Origin of the sequence: Streptomyces sp. GDS52, assembly GCF_052246875.1 — a bacterium.
In the GTDB taxonomy this organism is placed as follows: Bacteria; Actinomycetota; Actinomycetes; order Streptomycetales; family Streptomycetaceae; genus Streptomyces; species Streptomyces cathayae.
The window spans coordinates 6,418,992-6,440,155 of sequence record NZ_CM125966.1; the positions used below are offsets into that span (position 1 = coordinate 6,418,992).

Below are 21,164 nucleotides of genomic sequence, written 5' to 3' on the forward strand. Positions count from 1 at the left end.
GCCCGCTGCGGGCCGACCTGCACGGAGCACCGGCCTCACCCGCACCCCGGTCCTCCGGAGCTGCCGGATGTTCCCCGAGCCGGTGCCTGACTCCAGCCTTCCACCCAGGTTCGACTCCGCGCAACGGCACGGCGTCCCGCCGGGCGGGACGCCGTGGCCCTCACCCGTGCCAGGAACGCCACAGCGCCGCGTACGCGCCGTCCGCGGCGACCAGCTCGTCGTGGCTGCCCAGCTCGCTGATGCGGCCGTTCTCGACGACGGCGATGACATCCGCGTCATGGGCGGTGTGCAGGCGGTGGGCGATGGCGACGACGGTGCGACCGTCGAGGACGCGGGCCAGGGAGCGTTCCAGATGGCGCGCCGCGCGGGGGTCGAGCAGCGAGGTCGCCTCGTCCAGGACCAGCGTGTGCGGGTCGGCCAGCACCAGGCGGGCCAGTGCGATCTGCTGGGCCTGGGCCGGGGTGAGCGCGAGCCCTCCCGAGCCGACCTCACTGTCGAGACCGTCCTCGAGCGCACGGGCCCAGCCGTCCGCGTCGACCGCGCCGAGTGCCGCCCACAGCCGGTCGTCCTCGGCGTCCGTCCGGGCGAGCCGCAGGTTGTCGCGCAGGGAACCCACGAAGACGTGGTGCTCCTGGTTGACGAGGGCCACATGGCTACGGACCCGTTCCGCGGTCATCCGGGACAGCTCGGCACCGCCCAGGGTCACCGTGCCGTCCCGGGGCGCGTAGATCCCGGCGAGCAGCCGGCCCAGAGTGGACTTGCCGGCGCCGGACGGGCCGACCAGCGCCAGCCGGGTGCCGGGGGCGACCCCGAGTGACACCTTGCGCAGCACGTCGACGCCCTCGTGGTAGCCGAAGTGCACCTGCTCCGCGCGCACCTGGCGTCCGTCGGGGGCCAGGGCGGTGTCACCGGCGTCGGGCTCGACCTCCCGGACCCCGACCAGCCGGGCCAGCGACACCTGGGCCACCTGCAACTCGTCGTACCAGCGCAGGATCAGCCCGACCGGGTCGACGAGCATCTGGGCGAGCAGTGTCCCGGTCGTCAGCTGGCCGACACCGATCCAGCCCTGCAGGACGAACACCCCACCGATCATCAGCACCGAGCCGAGCACGGTCACATGAGTGATGTTGACGACCGGGAAGAGCACCGACCGGAGCCAGAGCGTGTAACGCTCCCAGGCCGTCCACTCCCGCACCCGCTGGTCCGACAGCGCCACTCGGCGCTCGCCGAGGCGGTGGGCCTCCACCGTCCGCCCCGCGTCCACGGTCTCGGCGAGCGCCGCGGCCACGGCGGCGTACCCGGCGGCCTCCGAGCGGTACGCCGCCGGCGCCCGCCGGAAGTACCAGCGGCAGCCGGCCACCAGCAGCGGAACGGCCACCAGCACGGCCGGCGCCAGTTCGGGCGCCGTGACGACCAGCCCGCCCAGCAGCAACGCCGCCCACACCACACCGATGGCCAGCTGGGGCACGGCCTCGCGCATCGCGTTGCCGAGCCGGTCGATGTCGGTGGTGATCCGGGACAGCAGGTCACCGGTTCCGGCGCGTTCCAGCACTCCCGGGGGCAGCCCGACCGACCGCACCAGGAAGTCCTCGCGCAGATCGGCCAGCATCCGCTCACCGAGCACGGCCCCGCGCAGGTGGACCTGCCGGACGAACACCGCCTGGACGATCAGCGCGAGCACGAACAGCCCGGCGGTGAGCCCCAGATGGAGTTCCCGCGTCCGGTCGGACACCCGCTCCACCAGACCGCCCAGCAGATACGGGCCGACCATCGAGGAGACCACCGCGACGGTGTTCACCGTGATCAGCAGCACGAAGGCCCGGCGGTGCCTGCGGAGCAGCTCGGCCACGTAGGCGCGGACGGTGGCGGGGGCACCCACGGGCAGGGTGCCGGCCGTGGTGGGGGCCGCCGGGTCGTAGGCCGGGGGCGCCACGCCGATCATGCCGTCTCCTCGATCTCTTCGAGTTCTTCCAGACCGTTCAGACCGTTCAGACCGTCCAGGTCGTCCAGGCTTCTCAGGTCTTCGACGTCCTTCAGGTCGTCGCGGTCCTCCCGGGCCACCACGGCCCGGTACCGGGGCTCGGTCCGCACCAGCTCGCGGTGGCCGCCCACCGCCACGACCGCCCCGTCGTGCAGGAAGACCACCTGGTCGGCCCGGTCGAGCAGCAGGGGCGACGAGGCGAACACCACGGTGGTGCGGCCCGCCCGCAGCGCGCGCAGGCCCTGTGCGACACGGGCCTCGGTGTGCGAGTCGACGGCCGAGGTCGGCTCGTCCAGTACGAGTACCTCAGGGTCGGTGACCAGCGACCGGGCCAGGGAGAGCCGCTGGCGCTGACCGCCGGAGAGGGACCGTCCGCGTTCGGTGATCAGCGCGTCCATCGGGTCCGACGCGGCGGCCGCCCCCTGCACCAGTGCCGCCAGCACGTCCTCGCACTGCGCGGCCTCCAGGGCCTCGCGCGCTCCGACGGCACCAGAGGCGGGTACGTCGAGCAGTTCGCGCAGCGTGCCGGACAGCAGCACCGGGTCCTTGTCCTGCACGAGGACGGCGCCGCGGGCGGAGTCCAGCGGCAGCTCGTCGAGCGGCACCCCGCCGAGCAGCACCGAACCGTCCCGCGCGGCAGATGCCGCGTGCCCGCCGAGCCGTTCGGCCAGCCGCCCCGCCGCGTCCGGATCCCCGCACACCACGGCGGTGAGCCGGCCCGCCGGGGCGAGCAGACCGGTCACCGGGTCGTACAGGTCACCGGTGGGCGGGGCGGCAGGCGGCGCGCCCGAGGTGTCCGTGGCCCGCTCCAGCGACAGCACACGCGCCGCGCGGGTGGCCGAAGGCCGTGAGAAGGAGTACGCCATGGCGATCTCCTCGAAGTGCCGCAGCGGATAGGCGAGCAGCATGACCGAGCTGTAGACGGTGATCAGTTCGCCCACCGCGATGCGCCCCGCACGGGCCAGATGGACGCCGTAGCAGACCACGGTGATCAGCAGGACTCCCCGCAGCAGCACCTGGACCGCCGCGATGAGGGACCACATCCGGGCACTGCGCACGGCCGCGTGGCGGAGGTCCTGGGACGCGTGCCGGTAGCGATCGAGGAACAGTTCCTCGCCGCCGATGCCGCGCAGCACCCGCAGCCCGGCGACGGTGTCCGAGGCGAGTTCCGTGGCCCGGCCGGCCTTCTCACGCTGGGCGTCGGCCCTGCGGGTGGCGTGCGGCAGCAGGGGCAGTACCGCGAGCGCCAGCAGGGGCACCCCCACGACGACGATCACGCCGAGCGCGGGCTGGAGGACGAGCAGTCCGACGCAGACCGCCACGATGGTGAGCACCGCCGCGGTGAACCGCGACAGGGCCTCCACGAACCAGCCGATCTTCTCGACGTCACCGGTGGACACGGCCATCACCTCGCCGGCCGCGACGCGCCGGGTCAGTACGGACCCCATGACCGCGGCCCTGCGGGCGAGCACCTGCTGGACGCGGGCGGCCGCGGTGATCCAGTTGGTGACGGCGGCCCGGTGCAGGAAGGTGTCGCCGACGGCGTTTCCCGCGCACGCCAGCGCCAGGAGACCGCCGGCCAGTGCCAGGCGGGAGCCGGAGCGATCGACGGCGGCCTGGACCCCGATGCCCACGCAGAACGGCAGCGAGGCGACGGCAAAGAAATGCAGCAGTCCCCAGGCCAGGGCTCTGAGCTGGCCGGAGAGCTGGTTCCGGAAGAGCCACCACAGGAATCGGGGACCCGAGCGGGCATCGGGCACGCCCGGGTCGGGATACGGAAGGTCTTGGATCTGCATGACGTCCCAGTGACTCGCAAAGGCGGGGCCGTGCGTCGTCCGCGGACGACTGCGGCAGCAAACCGTGACAGGTTGACCCCGCTGCGTACGGGAAGGCAAACGGTTTTCCACGGAACCGCACGGAACCGGCTGCCCGCGCCGGCGGGGCACGGCGACCGGACGACCGCCGTGCGGCCCGTCGGACGGGTTGCGGCGCCAGGATCCGGACGGGCCACGGCGCGAGGCTCCGGACGGTCGCGGCGCGCCGCCTCAGCGGGAGGCGCGCCGCTTCAGCAGGACGTGTCGCCCTGCCGCGGTGCGGCCGCCGTTCCGTCGACCAGGGTGTCCAGCAACCCGCCGAGGGCCTCACGCTGTTCGTCCGTCAGCGGAGCCAGGATCTCCTCGGCGGCGGCCCGGCGCGCGGCGTGCAGCTCCCGCAGGGCGGTGTGCCCGTCGTCGGTGAGCTCGATCCGGATCACCCGCCGATTGGCCGGATCGGGCACCCGCCGCACCTTGCCGTTCGCCTCCAGTCCGTCGACCAGCGTGGTCACCGCTCGTGGCACCACTTCCAGCCGCTCGGCCAGGTCGGCCATGCGCGGCGGCGAGGCGTAGTGGGCGAGGGTGCGCAGCAACCGGGACTGGGCCGGGGTGATGCCCAGCTCGCGCCGCACCAGATGACGCTTCTGGATGCGGTGCACCCGGCGGGTCAGCCGAAGCAGCTGCTCGGCCAGCAGGCCGTCGGGGTCGGAGGTGGTCATGCGCGGAACAATATCAGGATGCCGTTCATTGTGAGTATAGGTAACAATGAGCTAGGCTCCGCTGACCCCGGCAGGGGCCGGTGCCAGGCGGCCGTTCCCGGCTCCCTGTCACCCCTGCTGCTCTTCGCTTCCTCCAGTTCCCTGCTGCCAGTTCCCGAAGGAGACCATGCATCCCGACCGCGAACCCGTCTGGAGCGCACCCGCGGGCGCCGGGGAACAGCCCCGGCAGGTGCGCCGCATCCTGAAGCTGTTCCGTCCCTACCGGGGCCGTCTCGCGATCGTCGGCCTGCTCGTCGGGGCGGCGTCCCTCGTCTCGGTCGCCACCCCGTTCCTGCTGAGGGCGATCCTCGACGTCGCGCTCCCCGAGGGCCGGACCGGGCTGCTCAGCCTGCTCGCCCTCGGCATGATCCTCAGCGCCGTCCTCACCAGCGTCTTCGGAGTGCTCCAGACGCTGATCTCCACGACCGTCGGCCAACGCGTCATGCACGATCTGCGCACCGCGGTCTACGACCGGCTCCAGCGCATGTCGCTCGCCTTCTTCACGCGCACCCGCACCGGCGAGGTCCAGTCCCGCATCGCCAACGACATCGGCGGCATGCAGGCCACCGTGACCTCGACGGCGACCTCGCTGGTCTCCAACCTCACCAGCGTCGTCGCCACCGTCGTCGCGATGCTCGTCCTCGACTGGCGGCTGACCGTCGTCTCGCTGGTCCTGCTGCCGGTGTTCGTGTGGATCAGCCGCCGGGTCGGCAACGAACGCAAGAAGATCACCACCCAACGCCAGAAGCAGATGGCCTCGATGGCCGCCACGGTCACCGAGTCGCTGTCGGTCAGCGGCATCCTGCTCGGCCGCACCATGGGCCGCTCCGACTCTCTGACCAGCGCATTCGTCGACGAGTCCGAACGCCTGGTGGACCTGGAGGTGCGGTCGAACATGGCCGGCCGCTGGCGCATGGCCGTCATCACGATCGTCATGGCCGCCATGCCCGCCGTCATCTACTGGACCGCGGGCATCGTCCTGCAGGCGGGCGGGCCCGGCGTCTCCATCGGGACGATCGTCGCCTTCGTCTCGCTCCAGCAGGGCCTGTTCCGGCCGGCGGTGAGCCTGCTGTCGACCGGTGTCCAGGTCCAGGCGTCGCTCGCACTGTTCCAGCGCATCTTCGAGTACCTCGACCTCCCCGTCGACATCACCGAACGCGCGGAGCCGGTCCGTCTCGCCCGGGTCGGCGGCGAGGTCCGGTTCGAGGACGTCACCTTCGGCTACGACGGGAAGGGCGGTCCCGTCCTCGACGGCATCGACATCACCGTCCCCGCCGGCACCAGCCTCGCCGTGGTCGGTTCGACCGGCGCCGGCAAGTCCACGCTCGGCCACCTCGTGCCCCGGCTGTACGACGTCACCTCCGGCCGGGTCGCCCTCGACGGGGTGGACGTACGCGACCTCGACTTCGACACCCTGGCGCGCGCGGTCGGCGTCGTCTCCCAGGAGACGTACCTCTTCCACGCCTCCGTCGCCGACAACCTGCGCTTCGCCAAGCCCGACGCCACCGACGAGGAACTCCACGCGGCGGCCCGTGCGGCGCAGATCCACGACCACATCGCCGCCCTGCCCGACGGGTACGACACGGTCGTGGGGGAGCGCGGTCACCGTTTCTCCGGTGGCGAGAAGCAGCGTCTGGCGCTCGCCCGGACCATCCTGCGCGACCCGCCGGTCCTCGTCCTCGACGAGGCGACCAGCGCGCTCGACACCCGTACCGAGGCCGCCGTCCAGCAGGCCATCGACGCGCTGTCGGCCGACCGCACCACGCTCACCATCGCCCACCGGCTGTCCACCGTCCGCGGCGCCGACCAGATCGTGGTGCTCGACGCGGGCCGGGTGGTCGAGCGCGGCACGCACGAGGAACTGCTGGAACTGGACGGGCGTTACGCGGGTCTTGTCCGCAGGGACGCTCAACTGGAGCCGACAAGATGAAAATATGCCGGGTTTGCGGCGTTCTGGGCGTTACCGTGCCCGCATGCAGAAGAACACTCCGTCACGGAACACGATCCGACTGACGCGCCGGGGCCGGCTCGCCCTCGTCGCGACCGGGGCCGTCGTGGCCGGTACCGCCGTGGCGGTGCCCCTGCTGACCCTGGGCGACGACGATCCCCGCCCCACCACCCTGGTGATCCCGGAGGGCCACCGGGCGAGCCAGGTGTACGCGGCCGTCGACAAGGCCCTCCGACTGCCCGCGGGGAGCACGAAGAAGTCCCTCGCGAAGGCCGCCCTCAAACTGCCGGGTGATGCCGAGGGGAACCCGGAGGGCTATCTCTTCCCGGCGACCTATCCGTTGAAGGAGGGGGCGACGCCGGAGCAACTGCTGTCACTGATGGTCGACACCGCCCACAAGAAGTTCAACGGCGCCCCGGTCGCCGCCGGTGCGCAGCGCAACGCGATGAACGTCTACCAGGCCGTCACCGTCGCGAGCATCGTCCAGGCGGAGGCGTCCACCAAGGCCGACATGGGCAAGGTGGCCCGGGTGATCTTCAACCGGCTGGAGCGGGGAATGCCGCTGCAGATGGACTCGACGGTCGACTACGCCCTGGGCCGTTCGGCATCACGCACCGCCGAGGCGGACACCGAGGTCGACAGCCCCTACAACTCGTACACGCGGATGGGGCTGCCGCCCACCCCGATCGACAACCCCGGCGAGGACGCGATGCGGGCCGCGATCACCCCGACGCCGGGCGACTGGCTGTACTTCGTCACGGTCGCACCGGGCGACACCCGCTTCACCGCCGACCACAAGGAACACCAGGGCAACGTCGCCGAGTTCAACGCGCGGCAGAAGAAGGAGAAGGAGGAAGGGGAGCAGGAAGCGAGCGGCCGGCCCGAGAAGTGAGCCGGCCGGCACCGGCCACCGGCACCGCGCCACCCGGGAGGGGCGTCAGGCCGCGACGCGTTCCTCCGCCAGCAGACGCCTGATGTCCCGTACGGCCGAGCGCCCGGCGCGGTTGGCCCCGACGGTACTGGCCGAGGGGCCGTAGCCGACGAGGTGGACGCGGGGGTCGGCGACCGCCCGGGTGCCCTCGACGCGGATGCCGCCGCCCGGCTCCCGCAGGCGCAGCGGGGCGAGGTGGTCGATGGCGGGACGGAACCCGGTCGCCCACAGGATGACGTCGGCCGCCACTCGCCGCCCTCCCCCAAGCTCTCGACTGCGCTCGAGCAGGGGGGACCCCCACCCCCACTCCACCCCCTCCGGCGTGATCCGGTCGAACATCGGCTGCCGGTCCAGGACGCCGTCGGAGAGACCCCGGCGGATCGCGTCGTTCAGCGGCAGTCCCGTCACCGAGACCACGCTGCGCGGCGGCAGCCCCTGCCGCACCCGCTCCTCGACCAGTGCCACGGCCTCCCGTCCCGCCTCCTCGTCGAAGGGGCCCTCGTGGAAGACCGGGGGCCGCCGGGTCACCCAGGTGGTGGCCGCCGCGTGGGGGGCGATCTCCAGCAGATGCTGGGTGGCCGAGGCGCCTCCCCCCACCACGACCACCCGCTGACCGGCGAACGCCTCGGGGCCCGGGTACTGAGCGGTGTGCAACTGCCGTCCCAGGAAGGTCTCCTGACCCTCGTAGCGCGGCCAGAACGGCCGGTTCCAGGTGCCGGTGGCGTTGATCAGCGTCCGTGTCGACCAGGCGCCCGCCGAGGTCTCCACGAGCAGCCGCCCGCCGGTTCCCTCCCGCACCGCCCGCACCTGCACCGGTCGCCGTACCCGCAGGTCGAACCTCCGCTCGTAGCGGTCGAAGTACTCCGTGATGACCTCGGAGGACGGCCGGGCCGGATCGGCGTCCGTGAGTTCCATGCCGGGCAGCGAGTGCATCCCGTGCACCTTGCCGTACGTGAGTGAGCGCCAGCGGTACCGCCAGGCGCCGCCGGGGCCGGGGTTGTGGTCGAGCACCACGAAGTCGCGGTCCGGCTCGAACCCGGTGCGCCGCAGGTGATAGGCGCTGGACAGTCCTGCCTGCCCGGCGCCTATGACGACTGTCTGGACCTCGGCCACCTCGACCTCACTCATGTAGTTCATGTTTCTACTAACGCCGCTAGGGGGACACATCTTCCCGCGAACCGTCGCCGCCGCCCGGATACTTCCTCCCCCGAAGATCCCGGCACATGGGCCAGGATGGAAACCATGTCAGATGCCTTCACCACCCGGGTCCTGAACGTCGCCACCGGCTCCGCGGAGCGGGTCGTCGACATCACCGGCGACTGCGAGTCCTTCCTGCGGGAGGTGGCGGCCGGCCGCGACGGACTGCTCAACCTCTTCGTGCCGCACGCCACCGCCGGCATCGCCGTCATCGAGACCGGCGCCGGCAGCGACGACGACCTCCTGGCCGCCCTGCACACCCTGCTCCCGGCCGACGACCGCTGGCAGCACCGCCACGGCAGTCCCGGCCACGGCCGCGACCACGTCCTGCCCGCCCTCGTCCCGCCGCACGCCACCCTGCCCGTACTGGACGGCCGACTGGAGTTGGGCACCTGGCAGTCCGTGTGCCTGGTCGACACCAACCGCGACAACCCCGACCGCCGGGTCCGGCTGAGCTTCCTCGGCGGCCGGTAGACCGATGGCCCGGCGAGGCCGGTGACCGACGGAGCGGGCCGGACGTGCCGGAGCCCGGCGGGCGCCCGCTTCGTTGCCGGCGTCGGGCCCGGCGCCGGGGACACTCCCGTGGACCACCCAGGACGGCGGTGCCACCGTCGCCGGTGTCGGTGCGCTCGGCGGACCTGCCCGGTGCGCCCGGTGCGTCGTACGTGAGCGAGCCCCGGGACCGGCCGCCCTCGCGCGATCACCTCCGCGTTCGCCGGCCGGGAGACCCGCGTCGTATACCTGGCCCCCTCGTGCCGTAGAGGTGACCGGACGTCATCACGTCCGACGGCACCGCCCCCGTCCGGTCACCGCTCGCCGCGGACGACGGTGACGGGGCAGTCGGCGTGGTGGAGCAGTGCCTGGCTCACCGAGCCCAGCAGCATCCCGGTGAAGCCGCCGTGCCCCCGGGCCCCGGTCACCAGCAACTGGGCCTCCCTGCTGGCGTCCAGCAGAGCGTGGCGCACCCGGGACCGCTCCACGAGCAGTTCCACGGACACCTCCGGATGAGCGGCCCGCCAAGGAGCCAGGGCCTCCTCCAGCCGGTGTCGGTGCTTCTCGCGGAGCTGGTCCAGGTCCACCACCACGTTCAACGGGGCGCCGGGACCCTCGTAGGGTGTCGGCTCGTTCAAGGTGTTCCACACGTGCAGGGCGACCAGTTGGGCCCCGCGCAGCGCCGCCTCGGCGAAGGCGAATCCGGCCGCCGCCGCACCGGCCGCCGAGCCGTCCGCGGCGAGGAGTACGGGCCCCCGCGGATCGGGGCGTCCCCGAACCGCCATGACCGGGCAGTGCCCGTGGGCGGCCAACTGCACGACCGTCGAGCCCAGCAGCAGATCCCCGAACCCGCCGCGGCCCCGTCCGCCGAGCACCGCCAGCACCGCGTGGCGCGACTCGCTCCGCAGCACCGTCAGGGTGCCCCCGGAGGCCACGGTCCTGGACACCTCCAGACCCGGCGCCACGTCGGCGGCCCGCTGTTCCGCCTGCGCCAGGACACCGTGGATCATCGGATCCAGGTCGGACGCACGACTGAAGGCGTGCACGATCCGCAGCTGCGCGCCGCGCAGCCGAGCCTCACGGGCCGCGACGTCCACTGCGGCGAGACTGGACGGCGATCCGTCCACTCCGACGATCACCGTGTCATCCACTGCTCACTCCCGTCCGGGCCGGGCGCCGGCGCAGGTGCATCCCGGTCACGCCCGCGAGCACCCGAGTACCCGCGGGCCGGTGACCGTACCGGCCCGGAGCCCGGCGGCCCGGAAGCCTCGGAAGGGGGAGCGCGCTACGCGTTCCCCTCCGCCTCCTCCCCGCTGTCGCCGCGGACGACGGCCACCGGGCAGTGGGCGTGGTGCAGCATCGCCTGGCTGACCGAGCCGAGCAGCAGCCCGGTGAACCCGCCCCGCCCCCGGGCCCCGACCACCAGCAACCGCGCCGTACGGCTCGCTTCGATGAGTGCTTCGCGGGTGCCGCCGTGCACGAGCTCGTGCCGGACCTTCACGCCGGGATACCGCTCCTGGTGCCCGGCCAGTGCCTCGGACAGCAGGCGCTCCTCGCCGGCCTCCAGCTCACCGGGCTCGCTCGCGTAGGGAGCCTTCTCGTCCTGCGGGGCCGGGGCCGGCGCGTTCCAGGTGGTCCAGGAGTGCAGCGCGACCAGTTCGGCGCCGCGCAGGGACGCCTCGGCGAAGGCGAAGTCGATCGCCTTCGCGCCCGCCGGGGAGCCGTCGACCCCGACCACGACCGGTCCGTCCGCCGCCCCCGGCTCACGCACGACCAGGACCGGGCACCGCCCGTGAGCCGCCAGGTGTACCGCCGTCGACCCCACCAGAAGCCCGACGAAACCCCCCATCCCGCGGGATCCGACGACCACGAGCTCCGCGGAGGCGGACTGCGCCTCCAGCACGGACAGCGGTTCTCCCGTCACCACGGTGTGCGAGACGTCCACGTCCGGTGCCACCGACCTGGCGTGCTCCACCGCCTCGGCCACCAGCTGATCGGCCACGGCCTGCAGACCGCCCCCGGGCGGGCCCAGCGGCGAAGGGCCCAGCGGTACATGCATGGCGGGCCAGAGGAACGCATGCACCACCCGCAGCTCGGCCTTGCGCCGCCGGGCCTCCTCGGCCGCGGCACCCACCGCGGCCAGGCTCGAGGCCGATCCATCCACTCCCACTACGACCAGACGACTCATGACGCCTCCCCAATCGGTATGTCACCACCATGATCCCATTGCGGCGCCCCGTGGTCATGGGCCCAACGGGCCACACCTCCGGAGCGATCAGGATCCTCCGGTGGTCCGCCCTCGTGAGAGTCGAGTCCACCGCGACCCTTTGTCCATCCGTGACACCACCCACTCTCTCGACAGCAGAGCGGGATGACACCATGTCCCCCCACGGGGGCTGACCATCAGCGGGATGGGGGGACCCCTCACCCAGCACGACGGACGACCAGAGGAAACCGGGAAGGGGACGGGCTGTGCCTGCTCCACGGATGAGCACCACGCCGCTGCCGGGCATCGGCGTGAAATACGACCTCACCACGCGTGAGCGCCAGCACCTTTCCGTGATCGCGCACCGGGACGGCGCACGCACGGTCAATATCTACCGGTCCGACGACCCGGACGCCTGCGCCCAGTCGCTGAGGCTGAACGTCGCCGAGTCGGCCGCCCTGGTCGACGCGCTGATGCCCGCCCACCACAGCCCGAACCTGCTGTACACGACCGACCTGGGCCTGGTCGCGGAGCGCATCGAGCTGTCCGCCGCCTCCCACTGGAACGGCAGGGTGCTGGGCGAGACCAGGATGCGCACCGACACCGGCGCCTCGATCGTGGCCGTGCTGCGGCGGGCCGAGGCGATCCCGTCCCCGACCCCGGACTTCCGGCTTGCGGGCGGTGACACACTCATCGTCATCGGCACCCGCGAGGGCATCGAGACCGCCGCCGAGATCCTCGGACGGGAGTGAGCCCGCGCACTCACTCTTCCGCGAGCTTCCGTCACCACGCTGACGAAGCCGGCCACCGGCCGGCGGGCCGCTCGACGGGCAGGCCATCTCCGGTCCGTGCCACCGGTACGCGGCAAGCGCGACCAGCCCGGCTCAGCGGGTCCGCAGTCCCGTGCGGTCGTTCCGGAGCGGTCCGGAGGCCAGGCCCGCCAGCCCGACGCCGACGAGCATGACGGCACAGGCGACGAGGACGACGGTGGCACCTTCGAGATCGACGAAGGTGCCGAGCACACTGTTCATGAACAACAGGGCCAGGCTCTGCACGAGCACGAGAACCGCCTGGACGCGGGACAGATGGCTTTCCGGCGCCGCTGCCAGAACCAACGGCGCGATGTGCGAGGAGAAGATCCCGTTGCCGACACCGATGACCACGCCGGCGGTCACCGCCCCCGCCGTACCCGGCGCCAGCGCCAGGGCGAGCACCCCCGCACCGGCCAGCACGAGCGCGCCCGCCGACAGCAGACCGGGCCGTCCCAGCGGACCGCGCCTCACCACCGCCAGGGTGATCGCCACCATTCCCACGCCCTGCGCTCCGATCACGAGCCCTGCGGCCCCCGCGCCCCATTCCCGCTCACGGGCGAGCAGGGGAACCAGGAGCGACAGCACGGGCAACAGGAAACCGGCCGCGAAACCGATGAGGCAAAGACCCGGACGCAGCACCGGATGGGCGAAGGCCACGCGCACGCCGTCCAGGGCCTCCTTGAGCAGACCGGCCGCTCTGGGGGACTGCGCCGCTTCATACCGCGGGCGGACGACCGCCAGGACGATCAGCGTGAAGGCGAAGGTGACGGCGTTGAACACGGCCGCGCCCGCAAGCCCGGCAAGACCGACCAGGACGCCACCCAGCGGCCCGCCTCCCATAGCGATCACCTGGCCGCCGACCTGTCGCAGGGACAACGCCCGCGGTAACTGTGCCTCGGCCACCATCCGACGGGGCATGGACCCCGAGGCGGGCAGATAGAAGGCATCGACGACACCCACCGCAATACCTGTCGCGATGAGCAGCCAGGGCGGAGCCCCCAGGTGGTGGGCGAGGGTGGCCAGACCCAGCGAGAGGACCAGCATCACCGCATCGCCGGTGATCAGCACGCGACGCGCGCTGACCCGGTCGCCCACCGCACCCCCGACGAGAAGGAGCAGAACGCGGGGAAGCGTGACCGCGCTCAGCACCAGACCCGCGACGCTCCCGCCGTACGCACTGGCGGCCCAGCCGAGAGCGAAGTAGAAGACCACGTTGCCCACGAGCGAGACCAGGATCCCGACGAGCCACCACAGATAGGACCGAGGCAGCCGCTCCTGGACCCGCGAGTGCCGCCCGCCACCCTGCGCGGACGGGACGCCACAAGCCGCTCCAGGAGACTCCGCGGTCTCGTCACCGGTCGGCATCAGAACCCCCGATCCATGCCGTACCGGCCTCGGGACGAACGGTCCCCGCCACGTCTCACCCACCCATGTCGAGCCATCGGTCCATTCCGCCAGGGGTCCTCAGCGCTTCAGTGCTTCGGCGCTCGGCTCAGGCCTGGCTGTCCAGCCGGACCGGCATCAGCAGCGAGAAGGTGTCCTCGTCGTCGGGGCGGCGGATCGCGAGCGGTGCCGTGGAGGCGCCGAACTCCAGGACCAGCCGGTCACGGGCCCCGGCGTCGAGGGCGTGCAGCAGGAACTCGCGGTTGACAGCGACACGGTCCTGGCCGTCGTCACCGTCCTCGCAGAGGACCACCGTGCCGTCGTCGGCCACCCCGAGCACGCTGACCTCGTAGGGCACCCCGTCCTGCTCGCGCACCTCGCCGGTACGGACGGGACCCGCCTCCACCGCCTCCCGGAAGGCCACCACCTCGACGAGGGCCCGACGCCCGGCCGGCAGATGGACCAGGCGCCGGTAGTCCGGGAACTCGTGGTCGAGGCACTGGCCGGCCACCTGACGGCCGCTCTCGGTCTCCAGCGCCACCCGGTCACCGTCCACGGAGAGCCGGACGGGTTCGGTGCCGCCGGCCAGCGCCCGCATCGCGTCGACCAGCGGCAGGGGCACGGTCACCTGCACGCGGGACCCGCCGTGCCCGGTGACCGCGGTCCGCGCGACGGCCAGCCGGTACCGGTCGGTCGCCACGAGGCGCAGGATGTCGCCCTCGATGTCGAACAGGACCCCGCCGAGCATCGGCAGTTCGGGATCCGTGCCGGCGGCGAAACGGACCGCGTCCAACGCGGTGGCCAGTTCGGGCGAGGCAAGGGTCGGCCGGGCCGAGGAGGTACGGAGCGAGGTCATGGGTTTCTCCCTGTCGTCGAGTAGGGCTCGGAGCGTGGAGAACTCACCGCGGGCATCGGACAACCCCTGTTCCAGCCGGCGCAGGTGCGCCTGAAGGAGCTGCCGGACGAGATCGGTGTCCGCGCCGGCCCAGCCGGCCAGCACCAGCCGGATGTCGGCCAGCGGCATCCCGGCCCGGCGCAACCGCGCCAGCAACCTGGCCTCGTCCGACTGCCCGGGCGCGTACCAGCGGTAGCCGCTGACCGGGTCCACCCAGTCGGGGACCAGCACCCCCGCACGGTCGTAGAACCGCAGGGCGCTCACGCTCAGGCCGCTGTCCCGGGCCATCTCACCGATGCTGCGCATCTCGCTCTCCACACCCGAGACCCTGCCCCCTCGACAAGGTCGAGGGTCAACCGTTCCTATGGGAGTCGGCCAGCGTGGCCGACTCGCCGCAAACCGGGCCGGTGAGGGCCTGGTGACCTCGCGAACGGTCTTCGAGGACGGGGAACAGCACAAGCTGGTCACCTCGGCACGGTCGGGTCTTGCCGCCCCGTCGGGGCGTGCCCGCTGTCCTGGGTGGGCTCGTGGTCCCGCGCGGCCTGGGAGGGGATGCGGTCTGGCCGGTAGCTCTCCGCTGCCCGATCCTCTGGTCGGGTGCGGTCACACCTGGCCGACGCCGGATCCTGTGTCCCAGGCCGCGCCTGCCGATCGCCACGGCGGCACCGTGGTGCCGGGTGACGGTGGTCCTGGTCTGCTGCTGGAGCGAGGGGGCCCAGTGCTTCCCGCCCCAGATGCTGGTGTAGGCGGGGTCGACGGCGATGACGATCAGGCCGTGGTGGTGGGCCATGCCGCGCAGTCGTTCGCGGAATCGTGCGGTGGGGATGCCTGCGACCGTGCGGCGGAAACGTTTGCCGCGCTGCCCGCGGCCCATGGTCTCGCGGCCGGTGGCGCGGGCGTCGGTGAAGCCGAGGTTCTCGATCGTGATACCCGCGCAGCCGTGCTCATGGGCGATGAAGAGCAGGCGGCGGATCGCTGCCCGGAGCCTGCCGTCCCGAGTGGTGGTGGGGCCGGTCAGGTCGAGCGGGACGGTGTGTGGTCCACCGGTCGGGTTGCCGTGCTCGTCAAGGACGATGGCCGCGAGGTGGTCGGCGTTGAGGTCGACGCCGAGCGTGCGCGCACCCGAGGCACGGATCTCTTGTGGGGTGGGCGGCGTGGCCTTGTCCGACGACCAGGAGGCATCGAGGTACCAGCGGCCCCGGGCGGGGGCGTGGACGATGTCGTAGCGGACGGCCCGGTTGGCGGTGACGCGGTCGATCCATTCCTCGCGCAGATGGTGGAAAAGCACCGTGCACTGAAGCCGGTAACGGCCGCGAGGTGCGTTGGCCAGGTGCCGCAGGGGCTCGGGCAGTACGAGGGTGACGGCGCCGTCGCCCGGGTCGACGGCGATGGTGTAGTTGCCGAACGGGGCCGCGGACTCGCCGTCAGCCGTCAGGAACAGGCGCGAGGCCTCCCATCGCCGACGCCACTGCTCTTCGGTGAGCTGGGCGTCGGCGAGGTGGTGACGCTTCTTCAGCAGTCCTCGGCCGCCGACGGTGATCGCCGGACGACCGGATGCGATGCGCTGCTCCACGGCAGCCAGGCGGGTCTTGAGGGACTGCAGGCGGCACTGCTTGTGGAAGCGCTCGTTCTGGTCGGTGTAGCCCCGGGCCTTGCCCACGCGCTTCCCGCACGGCACGGCGAGACGGCGTTCGATGGCGCGGGCGGCGCGACGCAGCCCGGCGGCCTGGTCGTACAGGCACCGCGGGGAGAGCTGGTACTGGTCCTCCGAGGTGCGGGTCATCGCCCCGGCCCACAGCGAGGACGACACAGCGGTGAGCGCCTTCTTGCGCTCCGCCCGCCGATCTGCCTCTGCCTCCACTGAGCCCCCGGGCTCACCACAGCAATTGAGGCAGTGTCAGGACCCGTCCCCAGGCGGAGACTTCCGGGCCCGGGCATGCGGCTTGGCGCTGTACCCGGCATCTCCTCGGCGCGAGGTCGACTTGTACGAGCACGCCGCCGGCACCCCGGCCGCCATCGGCAGCAAGACCCTGGTGGTCAACACCGATACCACCAACCCTTCGGAGGCCGCTGCCCGGATCACTGCTGCTCTTCGGTAAGCCTCTTGATGCCGTGAAGGGTGGCCTCCATCCCCGCGTGCAGTTCTTTCAGCCGGAAGGAAATGATCTCCTCCTCCTGATCCGGCCAGCGCTCGATGGCCAGGGTGACCCCGTTGCGGCCCGGCCCGATGAGGGCCGACTGCCGCAGCCGGGTGCCCTCGCCCTCGGCCTCGAGTTCGTAGCGCCAGGACGCCATAGGCTTCGCCGGATCCAGCGTCGGCTCTCCGAACCGGCCGTCCGCATCCGTGACGGCCCAGGCGAACACCCATGGTTCGTCCACCTCGACCACGTGGGAGACGGTCCGCCACTCGCCGAGCTTGTCGTGGCGGTTGTAGCCCTCGAAGCGCGCACCCACCACGGGCCGGTCCGCGCCGTCGAGCCATACGACGCGCTGCAGCTCCGGACTGAGCCGGGCAGGCAGATGGACGTCCGTCACCAGCTCCCAGACCCGCGGTAAGGCTGCCTCGACATGAACATCGCAGTGCACACGTGGACCATCGGCGAATCGCACGTCAGTCTCCCTCGGTTCGGACTCCCTGATCATCTGAGATCTTGATGTATCTCGCAACAGTTTTTGGCCTCGTCGGCTCGTCCAGAAGCGGGCGCACGGGTGAGGCTCCTGGGCGCAGGGGTACTGGCGGCGGCCGACGTGCTCTTCGACGGCATTGAGAAGCACGTCGTCACCGCGGGCAGGAGAGGAGGTCAGGACAGCAGCAGTTGGTAGACGGCCCGGTGCTTGCCGGGACCCTTGAAGTCCCTGTGGATCGAGACGCCGTTCACTTCCATCTCTCCGGGCACATTGTGGAAACCGAGCGAGAGCCAGGTGGCCTGAGCGCCGGTGTTCTCGGGTTCGGACGTCAAGTAGAGACGGGAGCAGCCCCAGGAGACGGCTCGCAGCCGTACGTGTTCCAGCAGGGTCTTCGCCACGCCGAGCCTGCGGTGGCCGGGACTGGTCATCACGTCCTGGATGTAGACCTCCTCGGGATCTTCCTGACTGCGGAACGCCATGACCGCACCGGCCACTTCCCCGTCGATCAGGGCGACCGGGCACGAGGAGGCGAAAAGGTGCGCGTACAGCCAGTAGTCCGACGCGGTACGGGGGCTGATGTAAGGGGGTCCCTGCTCCATCAACTTGATGACGTCGGGGATCAGGTCCTGGCGAAGGGGGGTGACGTGCATGGCGGTGGGTCTCACTCCGGTTGGTGGATCAATTGGGTCAGCAGGCGGGCGGCGGTGGCGGGGTCGGTGGCCTCCGTGACGCTGCGGCCGACGATGAGCACGTCCCATTCGGGGCTGCGCAGCACCATCCGGTCGGTCGAGCTGAAACCGCCGGACACGGCGACCGGCAGCCTCGTCCAGCTGTGGAGCGCCTGGGAGCGGGCCAGGGGATGGTTGCTCCCGACCCCGATGTCGATGTCGGTGGTGATGGCGAAGCCGTCCACACCGGCCTGCTCCCTGTCGGCGATCCAGTGCGCGGAGACATGTCCGGACGGTACGTCCAGCAGGATGGGCACGCCCAGCCGCCGCCCCGCGTCGACAGCTGCCGACACGCTCGCGATGGTGGCCGGCCCGATGAGGAAGACCGCGTCCGCTCCGTACTCGGCCGTCGGCACCACCTGGTCGCGTCCCCAGTCGGCCGACATCATCTCCGCGACGACGGTGGTGTGGGGGACGGCTCGCTTGATCCGCTCCACGGCGGTGACACCCACCGTCTTGATCAACGGATCGCCGACCTCGATGAACTCGGCACCCGCCGAGGCCACGGCCTGTGCCACTTCGACGGGCCTGGTCCAGGTCGTGCAGGTCCAGCGCGATCCGAATGGACCTGTCACCCCGCAACCGCCGATAGGCGTCGGGAGGCGGAAGTGGCGCGGACGAGCCCGTTGTTGCGCTCCGGAACTCCAGCGGTGCTACAGAGCCGCGAGCGCCACGAACGCGGTCCACTCGGCCTGGCCGACCCGCAGTACGGGCCCGCCGTCCACGGCCTTCGAGTCCCGTACATACACGGTGTCCGAGCCGACGGCCACCTCTACGCAGTCCCCGCCGCTCGTTCCGCTGTAGCTGCTCTTGAACCAGGCGAGTTCACTGGACTGCTCGATGCCCTGATCGGTGCTCATAGCTCCCCTGCCATGCGCTCGATGAGACGGGAGGACTCCTCGGTGTTGAGGGCCTGCGTGCGCAGCATCCCATACCGCAGCCAGAACTCGCTGACCTCGTGCCGGTCGGACCTGACGCTTACGACGTCCTGTGCCTCGATGTACGCGAACTGCTTGCGGTCAGTCGACTCGATCAGCACCATCGGCCCGTTGAGTCCGCTGTGGGCACCTCGGACCGTGGGCATGACCTGGAGTTCGACGTTGCGCATCTTCGAGCACATCAGCAGGTGCTCCAACTGTCCTTGCATGATGGCAGTGCTGCGGACCACCCGCAGGATCGCTGCTTCCTCCACGACGAACACGAAGACCATGGGCGGGTTCTTGCGGCTCAGCAGCGCCTGACGCGCAAGGCGAGCCGCGACCCTTTGCTCGACGATCTCATCGGACAGAGGCGGAAAATGCGCTTCAAGCAGCGCCTGTGCGTATGCCTCGGTTTGCAGCAACCCGGGAATCAACAGGGGGTCGTACGAGAACCTGCTCACCGCCTCGGCCTCCAGCAGGGCGAAGTCCTGGAAGAAGACGGGCAGTTTGGCCCGGTCCACGTCCTCCTGGAGCACCCGCAGCGCCCCGCCCGCCTCCAGCACCCGCTCCGCGGCTTCCGTGAAGGCCGCCTTGGCCGGTCTCCGCCCCTGCTCGACGGAAGCGACCTGCTCCATCGAGTAGTCGATCGCCTCGGCGAGGGCCTGCTGGGTGAGGCCGGCGCGTTCGCGGAAGAGGCGGACGAGCTTGCCGTAGGCGCTCCAGGCTGCCGGGCGTTCCTTGTCCGGCCGGCGCTGACCGGTGGTTCCGCATTCCCGCTGGGTCGTCCTGCTCATCACGCCCCCTGTTCTGCGCAGTGGTTCCTTGTGACGGCAACGATCGGTGAGCCGTTCCGGCCACGGGCTTCGACCCGTACACCTGCCGTACGAAGCCGTACAGCGGCCGTGCTGGACGAGGGAGTGGTGGAGCCCGGTGACGACCGGCACCACATCGCCACCCTGCGCGACTACCGCAGCCTCATGAGACTCGCGCACGACGCCAGAAAGCCCATGTTCGATCTGAAGGCCGCCGACGGTGCGCTCGGCAGCACCCAGAAGTACGTGCAGACCTGCTACCGGGAGTTCCGCAGCCTGGCGGAAGGCGTACTGGCGCGCACACAAGAACTCGGCAGCGGGTGATGGGACCGTCCCCGCGTCTGAGGGAGACATCGAAGACTCGGAAGGATGTCGAGCGTCCCTGCTCCCCGTGAGTACCCCGAGGAACTCCGTGAGCGGGCGACGTGGTCGGTGGTCGAGGCCCGCAGGGGCCCGGCCGGTCGGCTCGGCGCGATCAGGCGGACCACTGATCAGCCCGGCGAGGCACTCACCAGCCGTCCGGCTCCGTCGGTTCCGGGCCGGGTGGGGTCAGGACGGCGAGGGTGCCGGTGGCTGTGCGCAGGGCCTGTTCGAGGGTGGTGGGGCAGTGCAGGGTGCCGGTGCCGTCCGGGGGGACGAGCCATTCCAGGCGGCCGGTGGGGCGGTACGGCGGGGGCACCGCCACCCAGGAGCCACGGCTGACGTGCCGCACGCCGAACCCGATCCACTGGCCGGACGGGTCGGGCGGCAGGAAGAATCCGACTCTGCGTGCCATGACATCCACCAGGGTGGGTCCAGGCACCTTCAGCGGATCGCTCCACAGGAGGTCCAGGGCGAGCAGTCCGAGCCGGTCGGGAACGCTCAGCACGTCCCAGTACCGTCCTGCGGCGAGCAGTGCCGTCCCCGTGCCGTGGTCCCATTCCCGTTTGCACTGCCGAGGGTCTTTGGCCGCCGCGGCCAGCCATTCGACGGCCTGTCTCCATCCGGTGCTCTGCATGTCCCACCCCGCGCACGGTCGGCTGCGCCGCTGCGGGCGCGTGCTGGTCACGGGCCGACGGTCGTCCGCGTGCCGACCCGGCGTGCAGCCATGGTCGTAGATATTTCTATGTGACGGAAGGGGTGGGGCAGGCTCGCGTTCCGTCGGCATCGCGGCACGCGGGGGCGCGTGCAGACGAGAACACCCCCGAGGGGAAAGCCCGTGCGGGGGTGTTCGAGGTCGTTCGGGGGTGTTCGGTGGTGAGGGAAGGCGCGGTGGGGATCGGCCGATCAGTCGTTGCGCTTCGCGCGCTCCTCGTTCCGCTGCTGGATGCGCTCCGCCTCCTTGCGGACCTCCGCCTGGGTGGCCTGCTCCCGCTCCAGCCACTCGGGGCGCTCCTCCCGCAGGGCGTTGATCTGATCCGTGGTGAGGGGCTCGGTGATTCCGCCGCGGGCGAGACCCGAGATGGAGATGCCCAGCCTGGCCGCGACCACCGGTCGGGGGTGCGGGCCGTTGCGCCGCAGGTCGCGCAGCCACTGGGGCGGGTCCGCCTGGAGCGCGTTCAGCTCGGCGCGTGAGACGACACCCTCCCGGAATTCGGCGGGGGTGGCCTCGAGGTACACACCCAGCTTCTTCGCCGCGGTCGCGGGCTTCATCGTCTGGGTGCTCTGGTGCGACGTCAT

Annotated in this window: 21 protein-coding genes; 5 read left to right on the forward strand and 16 right to left on the reverse strand. The window is 71.5% G+C overall.

Annotated features, from left to right (window positions below; genetic code table 11):
- Positions 1 to 160: 160 nt before the first annotated feature.
- From ACTWJ9_RS29405 to ACTWJ9_RS29415, 3 genes are all read right to left on the reverse strand, one after another.
- A complete protein-coding gene (locus ACTWJ9_RS29405) occupies positions 161 to 1,942 on the reverse strand; it encodes an ABC transporter ATP-binding protein (protein WP_279337291.1) in 1,782 nt (593 codons plus the stop codon).
- On the reverse strand, positions 1,939 to 3,777 hold the full coding sequence (locus tag ACTWJ9_RS29410) for an ABC transporter ATP-binding protein (protein ID WP_279337292.1): 1,839 nt from the start codon (positions 3,775 to 3,777) through the stop codon (positions 1,939 to 1,941). Before ACTWJ9_RS29410 ends, ACTWJ9_RS29405 begins: the two co-directional genes overlap by 4 nt.
- Before the next feature lie 269 nt (positions 3,778 to 4,046).
- Positions 4,047 to 4,514, reverse strand: a complete 468-nt coding sequence (locus ACTWJ9_RS29415; RefSeq protein ID WP_279337293.1) for a MarR family winged helix-turn-helix transcriptional regulator — start codon at positions 4,512 to 4,514, stop codon at positions 4,047 to 4,049.
- Positions 4,515 to 4,680: 166 nt separating this feature from the next.
- Between ACTWJ9_RS29415 and ACTWJ9_RS29420 the strand changes: the two genes are divergently transcribed.
- The gene (locus ACTWJ9_RS29420) at positions 4,681 to 6,483 is read left to right on the forward strand and encodes an ABC transporter ATP-binding protein (protein WP_279337294.1); all 1,803 of its coding nucleotides are present in this window, start codon (positions 4,681 to 4,683) and stop codon (positions 6,481 to 6,483) included.
- A gap of 43 nt (positions 6,484 to 6,526) precedes the next feature.
- Positions 6,527 to 7,393 (forward strand): endolytic transglycosylase MltG, encoded by an 867-nt coding sequence (gene mltG, locus ACTWJ9_RS29425; RefSeq protein WP_443294942.1) that lies wholly within the window; start codon positions 6,527 to 6,529, stop codon positions 7,391 to 7,393.
- Positions 7,394 to 7,438: 45 nt separating this feature from the next.
- On the opposite strand, the gene ACTWJ9_RS29430 is transcribed toward mltG, so the two are convergent.
- Positions 7,439 to 8,569, reverse strand: a complete 1,131-nt coding sequence (locus ACTWJ9_RS29430; protein WP_443294943.1) for an NAD(P)-binding domain-containing protein — start codon at positions 8,567 to 8,569, stop codon at positions 7,439 to 7,441.
- 105 nt (positions 8,570 to 8,674) lie between these two features.
- Between ACTWJ9_RS29430 and ACTWJ9_RS29435 the strand changes: the two genes are divergently transcribed.
- Positions 8,675 to 9,103 carry a secondary thiamine-phosphate synthase enzyme YjbQ gene (locus ACTWJ9_RS29435; protein WP_384199859.1) on the forward strand — a complete coding sequence of 143 codons (429 nt, stop codon included), beginning with the start codon at positions 8,675 to 8,677 and terminating at the stop codon, positions 9,101 to 9,103.
- 332 nt (positions 9,104 to 9,435) lie between these two features.
- Here the strand turns inward: ACTWJ9_RS29435 and ACTWJ9_RS29440 are convergent, their stop codons facing one another.
- Complete coding sequence (locus tag ACTWJ9_RS29440; RefSeq protein ID WP_443294944.1) at positions 9,436 to 10,272, reverse strand: universal stress protein; 837 nt, start codon at positions 10,270 to 10,272, stop codon at positions 9,436 to 9,438.
- A 134-nt stretch (positions 10,273 to 10,406) separates the two neighbouring features.
- Complete coding sequence (locus ACTWJ9_RS29445; protein ID WP_443294945.1) at positions 10,407 to 11,309, reverse strand: universal stress protein; 903 nt, start codon at positions 11,307 to 11,309, stop codon at positions 10,407 to 10,409.
- Between the two features lie 299 nt (positions 11,310 to 11,608).
- Here ACTWJ9_RS29445 and ACTWJ9_RS29450 point away from each other — a divergent pair, with 299 nt between their 5' ends.
- Positions 11,609 to 12,079, forward strand: coding sequence for a cation:proton antiporter regulatory subunit (locus ACTWJ9_RS29450; RefSeq protein ID WP_279337300.1), 471 nt, complete (start codon positions 11,609 to 11,611; stop codon positions 12,077 to 12,079).
- 132 nt (positions 12,080 to 12,211) lie between these two features.
- On the opposite strand, the gene ACTWJ9_RS29455 is transcribed toward ACTWJ9_RS29450, so the two are convergent.
- The 8 genes from ACTWJ9_RS29455 to ACTWJ9_RS29490 form a co-directional block, all read right to left on the reverse strand.
- Complete coding sequence (locus tag ACTWJ9_RS29455) at positions 12,212 to 13,504, reverse strand: MFS transporter (RefSeq protein ID WP_443294946.1); 1,293 nt, start codon at positions 13,502 to 13,504, stop codon at positions 12,212 to 12,214.
- Between the two features lie 127 nt (positions 13,505 to 13,631).
- The gene (locus tag ACTWJ9_RS29460; RefSeq protein WP_279337302.1) at positions 13,632 to 14,723 is read right to left on the reverse strand and encodes a DNA polymerase III subunit beta family protein; all 1,092 of its coding nucleotides are present in this window, start codon (positions 14,721 to 14,723) and stop codon (positions 13,632 to 13,634) included.
- Positions 14,724 to 14,769: 46 nt separating this feature from the next.
- Positions 14,770 to 16,278 (reverse strand): hypothetical protein, encoded by a 1,509-nt coding sequence (locus ACTWJ9_RS29465; RefSeq protein ID WP_387035453.1) that lies wholly within the window; start codon positions 16,276 to 16,278, stop codon positions 14,770 to 14,772.
- A 218-nt stretch (positions 16,279 to 16,496) separates the two neighbouring features.
- The gene (locus ACTWJ9_RS29470; protein ID WP_387035455.1) at positions 16,497 to 17,060 is read right to left on the reverse strand and encodes an SRPBCC family protein; all 564 of its coding nucleotides are present in this window, start codon (positions 17,058 to 17,060) and stop codon (positions 16,497 to 16,499) included.
- Between the two features lie 158 nt (positions 17,061 to 17,218).
- A complete protein-coding gene (locus tag ACTWJ9_RS29475) occupies positions 17,219 to 17,695 on the reverse strand; it encodes a GNAT family N-acetyltransferase (RefSeq protein ID WP_384199849.1) in 477 nt (158 codons plus the stop codon).
- 11 nt (positions 17,696 to 17,706) lie between these two features.
- A complete protein-coding gene (locus ACTWJ9_RS29480; protein WP_279337306.1) occupies positions 17,707 to 18,291 on the reverse strand; it encodes a hypothetical protein in 585 nt (194 codons plus the stop codon).
- A gap of 135 nt (positions 18,292 to 18,426) precedes the next feature.
- On the reverse strand, positions 18,427 to 18,633 hold the full coding sequence (locus tag ACTWJ9_RS29485; RefSeq protein WP_279337307.1) for a DUF397 domain-containing protein: 207 nt from the start codon (positions 18,631 to 18,633) through the stop codon (positions 18,427 to 18,429).
- Positions 18,630 to 19,487, reverse strand: coding sequence for a helix-turn-helix domain-containing protein (locus ACTWJ9_RS29490; RefSeq protein ID WP_443294947.1), 858 nt, complete (start codon positions 19,485 to 19,487; stop codon positions 18,630 to 18,632). The genes ACTWJ9_RS29485 and ACTWJ9_RS29490 overlap by 4 nt, the downstream gene beginning before the upstream one ends.
- A gap of 108 nt (positions 19,488 to 19,595) precedes the next feature.
- Between ACTWJ9_RS29490 and ACTWJ9_RS29495 the strand changes: the two genes are divergently transcribed.
- Positions 19,596 to 19,829, forward strand: a complete 234-nt coding sequence (locus ACTWJ9_RS29495; protein WP_279337309.1) for a hypothetical protein — start codon at positions 19,596 to 19,598, stop codon at positions 19,827 to 19,829.
- A 184-nt stretch (positions 19,830 to 20,013) separates the two neighbouring features.
- Here the strand turns inward: ACTWJ9_RS29495 and ACTWJ9_RS29500 are convergent, their stop codons facing one another.
- Together ACTWJ9_RS29500 and ACTWJ9_RS29505 are read right to left on the reverse strand one after the other, a co-directional pair.
- On the reverse strand, positions 20,014 to 20,502 hold the full coding sequence (locus tag ACTWJ9_RS29500; protein WP_388706291.1) for a hypothetical protein: 489 nt from the start codon (positions 20,500 to 20,502) through the stop codon (positions 20,014 to 20,016).
- 269 nt (positions 20,503 to 20,771) lie between these two features.
- A complete protein-coding gene (locus ACTWJ9_RS29505; protein WP_387035462.1) occupies positions 20,772 to 21,164 on the reverse strand; it encodes a DUF5997 family protein in 393 nt (130 codons plus the stop codon).

Bases quoted from the DNA above. Each gene is read 5' to 3' on its own strand.
- ACTWJ9_RS29475 (WP_384199849.1), bottom strand. From the start codon at position 17,695: ATGCACGTCACCCCCCTTCGCCAGGACCTGATCCCCGACGTCATCAAG.
- ACTWJ9_RS29450 (WP_279337300.1), top strand. From the start codon at position 11,609: ATGAGCACCACGCCGCTGCCGGGCATCGGCGTGAAATACGACCTCACC.
- ACTWJ9_RS29410 (WP_279337292.1), bottom strand. From the start codon at position 3,777: ATGCAGATCCAAGACCTTCCGTATCCCGACCCGGGCGTGCCCGATGCC.
- ACTWJ9_RS29460 (WP_279337302.1), bottom strand. From the start codon at position 14,723: ATGCGCAGCATCGGTGAGATGGCCCGGGACAGCGGCCTGAGCGTGAGC.
- ACTWJ9_RS29505 (WP_387035462.1), bottom strand. From the start codon at position 21,164: ATGACGTCGCACCAGAGCACCCAGACGATGAAGCCCGCGACCGCGGCG.
- ACTWJ9_RS29455 (WP_443294946.1), bottom strand. From the start codon at position 13,504: ATGCCGACCGGTGACGAGACCGCGGAGTCTCCTGGAGCGGCTTGTGGC.
- mltG (WP_443294942.1), top strand. From the start codon at position 6,527: ATGCAGAAGAACACTCCGTCACGGAACACGATCCGACTGACGCGCCGG.
- ACTWJ9_RS29420 (WP_279337294.1), top strand. From the start codon at position 4,681: ATGCATCCCGACCGCGAACCCGTCTGGAGCGCACCCGCGGGCGCCGGG.
- ACTWJ9_RS29500 (WP_388706291.1), bottom strand. From the start codon at position 20,502: ATGCAGAGCACCGGATGGAGACAGGCCGTCGAATGGCTGGCCGCGGCG.
- ACTWJ9_RS29490 (WP_443294947.1), bottom strand. From the start codon at position 19,487: ATGAGCAGGACGACCCAGCGGGAATGCGGAACCACCGGTCAGCGCCGG.
- ACTWJ9_RS29405 (WP_279337291.1), bottom strand. From the start codon at position 1,942: ATGATCGGCGTGGCGCCCCCGGCCTACGACCCGGCGGCCCCCACCACG.
- ACTWJ9_RS29485 (WP_279337307.1), bottom strand. From the start codon at position 18,633: ATGAGCACCGATCAGGGCATCGAGCAGTCCAGTGAACTCGCCTGGTTC.
- ACTWJ9_RS29435 (WP_384199859.1), top strand. From the start codon at position 8,675: ATGTCAGATGCCTTCACCACCCGGGTCCTGAACGTCGCCACCGGCTCC.
- ACTWJ9_RS29445 (WP_443294945.1), bottom strand. From the start codon at position 11,309: ATGAGTCGTCTGGTCGTAGTGGGAGTGGATGGATCGGCCTCGAGCCTG.
- ACTWJ9_RS29470 (WP_387035455.1), bottom strand. From the start codon at position 17,060: ATGATCAGGGAGTCCGAACCGAGGGAGACTGACGTGCGATTCGCCGAT.
- ACTWJ9_RS29415 (WP_279337293.1), bottom strand. From the start codon at position 4,514: ATGACCACCTCCGACCCCGACGGCCTGCTGGCCGAGCAGCTGCTTCGG.
- ACTWJ9_RS29430 (WP_443294943.1), bottom strand. From the start codon at position 8,569: ATGAACTACATGAGTGAGGTCGAGGTGGCCGAGGTCCAGACAGTCGTC.